The sequence below is a fragment of the Kocuria sp. ZOR0020 genome (assembly GCF_000800955.1).
In the GTDB taxonomy this organism is placed as follows: domain Bacteria; phylum Actinomycetota; class Actinomycetes; order Actinomycetales; family Micrococcaceae; genus Kocuria; species Kocuria subflava.
The window spans coordinates 1-4,787 of sequence record NZ_JROX01000301.1; the positions used below are offsets into that span (position 1 = coordinate 1).

The following is a 4,787-nucleotide window of genomic DNA, read 5'->3' on the forward strand; positions in this document are numbered from 1 at the left end:
GGAGACCTCCACCGTGGGTGGCAAGCCGGCGCCGCCGAATGCCGCCAGCAGGGGAGCGCCCAGCAGCATCAAGGCGGACATGGCCGCCAGGGGGTTGCCGGGCAGGCCGAGCACAAACGGGCCGTCGTCGGGCATCCGGGCCAGCAGCGCAGGGTGCCCAGGGCGCAGAGCCAACTCGTCCACAATCAGGTGCGCCCCGGAATCAGCCAGAGCGGTGCGCAGATGATCCGCGGAAGAACCCCCGGTCCCGCCTGTGGTGATGATCAGTTGAGCGCGGGAATCCAGGACGGATTCGGCACCTGTCTCCGCCACGATCAGACGTTCGGTTAAGACCTCCAAGTCATCACCTAGCCGGTGCACGGCATCCACCTGCCCACCCAGCATGTGCACGAACTGTGGCAGCTGCGGACCAAAGGCGTCACGGACTCGTCCGGGCTCCGGTAGTCCCGCCTCATCAACCTCGTCCCCGGTCAGCAGCAGGGTCACCCGGGGGCGCCTACGTACCGGCAACATGTCCTGACCCGTCACGGCCGCAAAAGCAATGTGAGCTGGATTCAACCGAGCACCTGCGGTGAGCAGAACATCTCCCACGGAGGCCTCCTCCCCGGCGGGGCGGATGTGGTCTCCGGGACGGGGCGCACCGGGGGCGGCGTCGTGGTTGAGGACCAACTGGCCGTCCTGTTCCGTACCCCATTCCGAGCGCAGCACCGCGGTGGCGCCCTCTGGCACCAGGCCACCGGTGACAATGGCGGTGGCCTGGTTGAGGCCCAGAGACTTGACCCGCTCCACGGGCTCATGGCCGGTGCGGGCCCAGGTCAGTCGAGGGTCGTCCTCTTCCGGGGTGGGGACCACGACTTCCCACGGCCCGGAGCCGTTGACGGCCCAACCGTCCATGGCAGATGACGAATAGTGGGGCAAGGGCGTCTGTGCGGTGACGTCATGCGCCAGGGTTTCGCCCAGGGTTTCGTTCAACGGCAACCACTGCTCCGGCAGCGGTGCCGCTGCGGCGTGGGCGGCGGTGCGCGCCTGATCCCAGGTGGCGTGCGAGACCGTGGGTGGCAGGGCGGTGGCGTCAGTCATCGGTTCCAGGCTCCTTGTGGTCGGCATCCAGGATCAGCCTTGGGGTGGTCTCAGGCCGAACCTTTCGACATCGTCCCACGTGTCCACATCGTCCGTGGCCCCGGTGAGCGTCAGTTGCCTGTCCCACAGCGTTCCCACCAGTGAGCGCACGGAACGGTTCACGCTCGGCTGATCCGCCACGGTCTGCAGCAGGTGTGCTGTTCGGTAGATCGCGGCCAGTGGTTGCAGGCGACCGTCATCCACCACCACGATCCCGCGAGTGGAGTCATCCGAACCCTGGGCTGCAGACAGCAGCCCGCCGATGGCATGGCTCACGCGGGGCATGTCGCAGGCCAGCAACAGGGTCCACGGCTGCTCACCGGGCAATGCCTCCAGTCCCGCCACAATGCCCGCGGCTGGGCCCGCAAACGGTGGGTCCTCGCGGGTCAAGCGCACCGGCATGCTCGGCAGATCAGTGGGACCCACCACCACGACGTCGTCCGCGGGAAGCCCCCGCTCCAACAAAGCGTTGACCGTGCCCTCCACCAGAGTGGGGGTTTCTGAATCAGTGCGGAACAAGGCCTTGGGGGTGCCTCCCAGACGGGAGGAGCGGCCACCGGCCAACACCACTGCTTGGGCCTGAGCGCCCAGGGGATGAGTGCTCATCCGCCGGCGAAGGGCGGCAACACGTCCAGGGTGGCGTTGCCGTGCACGGGTGATTGCGGCGTGGGGCAGGACTGGCCGTCCAACAGGAAGGAGCTGCGGGCCAGCACATCGGCCAGCGGCGGTTCCCCGGCCGGGGATTGCGGATGGAGGGAGATCAAATGATTCTCCACCGCACCACGGGTGGGATCCGCGTCCACCTGGGCCAGATCCACCTGCTCAGTGGCAACACCGGCCGCCGCCTTGGCCGCGGCAAAGTAGCGGACTGTCAACATGATTCGGTCCTCATTCGGGTCAGCCGCCAATGGCGGACATGGAGCGTTCAGGTTGGATGAACTCAGCGGAGTCCAGGCCCACCACGGAGCCGTCAGTCTCAGAGGGATCCATGCCGTGAGCAGCGGGTTTGATCCACATGGCCGCGCGCCAGTGATCGGCGATCCTGCGATCGCGTTGTTCGGCGGACTCTCCCGCGGCCAGTGGATCGCGCAGCAGGTCCCTCAGACTGAACTCCTGGTGGGAGAACAGGCAGGAGCGGACCTCACCTTCAGCCGTGATCCGAGTGCGTTTGCAGTCCCCGCAGAAGGGCTCCGTCACGGAGGCGATGATCCCCACCGTGCCCAGAACGGGACGTGATTCCAAGGGCGCAGGTTCTCCGGGGTCATCGGCATCTGACGAGCGCTCGCGGACATCCCACAGCTCGGCAGGGGCGCCGTCGCGGTCAGCTGGGTGGGGGGTCAGGTGGAATCGGGTGCTCACGGAGTCCCGGATCTCCTGCGCGGTGACCATGCCCTCCCGGGTCCACCCGTGGTCCGCGTCCAGCGGCATCTGCTCGATGAACCGCAGGGACAGCCCGTTGGCCAGCGCCCAGGCCAGCAACTCAGGGGCCTCGTGGTCATTGACCCCGCGCATCAGCACGGCATTGAGTTTGACCGGGGTCAGCCCAGCCACGACGGCGGCCTGCACACCTTCCAGCACATCCTCCAGCCGGTCCCTGCGAGCCAAACGCTTGAAGGTTTCCCGGTTGAGGGTGTCCAAGGAGACGTTCAACCGGGTCAGGCCGGCCTGATTGAGTCCTGCAGCGCGGTGGGCCAGGCCGATGGCATTGGTGGTGATGGAGATGGGCAACTCGGGATGGGCGTGACGGACACCGGAAATGATCTGTTCCAGATCAGCGCGGATCAGGGGTTCGCCACCGGTCAACCGCAACTCGCGGACACCCAGGTGTTCAACGCCCACCTGCACCAGGTGCTGGATTTCCGTGGCGGTCAGCAGATCTTGCTTGGGCAGCCACTGCATGCCTTCGGCTGGCATGCAGTAGGTGCAGCGCAAATTGCACTTGTCCGTCAGGGAGATCCGTAGATCCGTTGCGCGACGCCCGAACCGGTCCACCAGCCCCTGTGAGGGATCTGCGGGGGAAGGCTCCAAACGGGTACGCAACGTGGGCATACCCAGCGCGGTGGTCACCGCAATCACCTCTCCTCTGTGCGTCCTTGTGGCGACGATACAAGTTGACCAGTCTATGAGCCATCTACGCTGGCCTCCATGACACCGGTCAAGCCACCCACCTCGCATTCCACACCGCATCGTCATGAGGCTCGCTCGGTGGAGGAGCACGCGGGCGCCGTCGTGAAGCTGCTTGGGCAGGGCCCGTGGAGTGAGCGCAACCCCGAGTGGGTGGAGTTACATCAGGCGGCCGGGCGCGTTGCGGCGTGCGATGTGGTGGCTGCTCTGGATCTGCCGCCGTTCACCAATTCCCAGATGGACGGGTATGCCGTGCGGGCGGCCGACACCCTGGGCGCTGGACAGGTTGTGGATCTGACCGTGGCTGCCACCGTTGCCGCCGGGTATCGGCCAGGACCTCTGAAGCCGGGCCACGCGGCGCCCGTGATGACCGGGGCGCCGGTCCCCGCCGGTGCGGATGCGGTGGTGCCCATTGAAGTGGTGGAGCCATCTGAGTTCCTGGAGGCGGGCCGCACTGTGCGCCTTCCCGCAGACCAGGAGATGGGCCGGTTCATTCGCCCCGCCGGGGACGACGTTGCCGCCGGAACCACCGTGGTCGCCTCCGGTGAGCGTCTCACACCGCTCGCGCTGGGTTCGTGTGCGGCCGCCGGTCTGACCCGGGTCCAGGTTCGCCCGCGCCTGCGCATCGGTTTGATCACCACGGGGGATGAGGTGGTGGCCCCGGGCCAGGACCGCGGCCCGGCACAAATCTTTGATTCCAACGCCCAGATCCTCCGCGCAGCCCTCACGGACCCCTGCCTGGAGATCGTGGGCCACTTCCACGTCCCGGATCACGACGACGCACTCCGCCACCTCCTGTCCTCCCACGCCCCGGGAGAAAGCGCAGAGGCCCCGGATCTGTGGATCAGTTCAGGCGGGATTTCGGAAGGTGCCTTTGAGGTGGTTCGTCGGGTCCTCAGCGATCCGGAGGTCGCCGAGTTCAGCGAGTTCCTGCACGTGGCCATGCAGCCGGGCGGGCCGCAGGGGCTGGCGCAGGTGAACGGGGTGCCGTTCCTGTGCTTCCCGGGCAATCCGATCTCCACGTGGGTGTCCACGGAGATGTTCTTGCGCCCGGCGCTGGTGAGGTGGGGTGCGGCGTCGTCGTGTCCGGAGACCCAGGTGCGGTGTAAGGACGAACTTCACCCGTTGCCCGGGCGAATGCGGGTGGTGCGGGCGTACTGGGATGGTTCCGCGGTGCGGCGGGTGGGCGGTTACGGATCCCACCTGCTGGCTGCGGCGGTGAGTACCAATGCGCTGATTCTGTTGCCCCCGGGCAGCGAACCGGTGCCCGCTGGAAGCCTGGTGTCGGTCCGGCTGATGGTGTGAGGCGTTAGGTCGAGGTGGGGCAAAGTCATCCTTTCGGACGACTAGACAGTCTGACTACTTAGCGAGGCTATTTAGTCATGAACGAACGAGCCCCCAACAGCGAATGGCTCCGGGGAGTCCTGGAGACCTGCGTCCTGCAGACCATGGTTGCCGGGCCCACCTACGGCTACCAGATCACCACTCAACTGGCTGAGGCAGGTCTGGGCGAGCTCAAGGGCGGGACGCTCTACCCGCTCCTG

Annotated in this window: 6 protein-coding genes; 2 read left to right on the top strand and 4 right to left on the bottom strand. The window is 66.8% G+C overall.

Annotation, left to right across the window (positions count from 1 at the left end; translation table 11 throughout):
* The 4 genes from L979_RS13265 to moaA all read right to left on the bottom strand — a co-directional run.
* On the bottom strand, window positions 1–1,080 hold a 1,080-nt coding region (locus L979_RS13265; protein WP_047692676.1), incomplete at its 3' end, for a molybdopterin molybdotransferase MoeA.
* A 33-nt stretch (window positions 1,081–1,113) separates the two neighbouring features.
* Entirely contained in the window at window positions 1,114–1,725 is a 612-nt protein-coding gene (locus L979_RS13270) for a molybdenum cofactor guanylyltransferase (RefSeq protein ID WP_047692677.1), read from the bottom strand.
* Window positions 1,722–1,997 carry a molybdopterin synthase gene (locus tag L979_RS13275; RefSeq protein ID WP_047692678.1) on the bottom strand — a complete coding sequence of 92 codons (276 nt, stop codon included), beginning with the start codon at window positions 1,995–1,997 and terminating at the stop codon, window positions 1,722–1,724. Before L979_RS13275 ends, L979_RS13270 begins: the two co-directional genes overlap by 4 nt.
* Window positions 1,998–2,016: 19 nt before the next feature.
* The gene (moaA, locus tag L979_RS13280; protein WP_047692681.1) at window positions 2,017–3,168 is read right to left on the bottom strand and encodes a GTP 3',8-cyclase MoaA; all 1,152 of its coding nucleotides are present in this window, start codon (window positions 3,166–3,168) and stop codon (window positions 2,017–2,019) included.
* A gap of 96 nt (window positions 3,169–3,264) precedes the next feature.
* On the opposite strand from moaA, the gene glp reads away from it, so the two are divergent.
* Together glp and L979_RS17125 are read left to right on the top strand one after the other, a co-directional pair.
* Window positions 3,265–4,548: a gephyrin-like molybdotransferase Glp gene (gene glp, locus L979_RS13285; RefSeq protein ID WP_081994531.1), complete on the top strand. Its 1,284-nt coding sequence runs from the start codon at window positions 3,265–3,267 to the stop codon at window positions 4,546–4,548.
* Between the two features lie 143 nt (window positions 4,549–4,691).
* Window positions 4,692–4,787: helix-turn-helix transcriptional regulator (locus L979_RS17125; protein ID WP_369793004.1), on the top strand; the 96-nt coding region annotated here is incomplete at its 3' end.

Bases quoted from the DNA above. Each gene is read 5' to 3' on its own strand.
- L979_RS13270 (WP_047692677.1), bottom strand. From the start codon at position 1,725: ATGAGCACTCATCCCCTGGGCGCTCAGGCCCAAGCAGTGGTGTTGGCC.
- L979_RS13275 (WP_047692678.1), bottom strand. From the start codon at position 1,997: ATGTTGACAGTCCGCTACTTTGCCGCGGCCAAGGCGGCGGCCGGTGTT.
- moaA (WP_047692681.1), bottom strand. From the start codon at position 3,168: ATGCCCACGTTGCGTACCCGTTTGGAGCCTTCCCCCGCAGATCCCTCA.
- glp (WP_081994531.1), top strand. From the start codon at position 3,265: ATGACACCGGTCAAGCCACCCACCTCGCATTCCACACCGCATCGTCAT.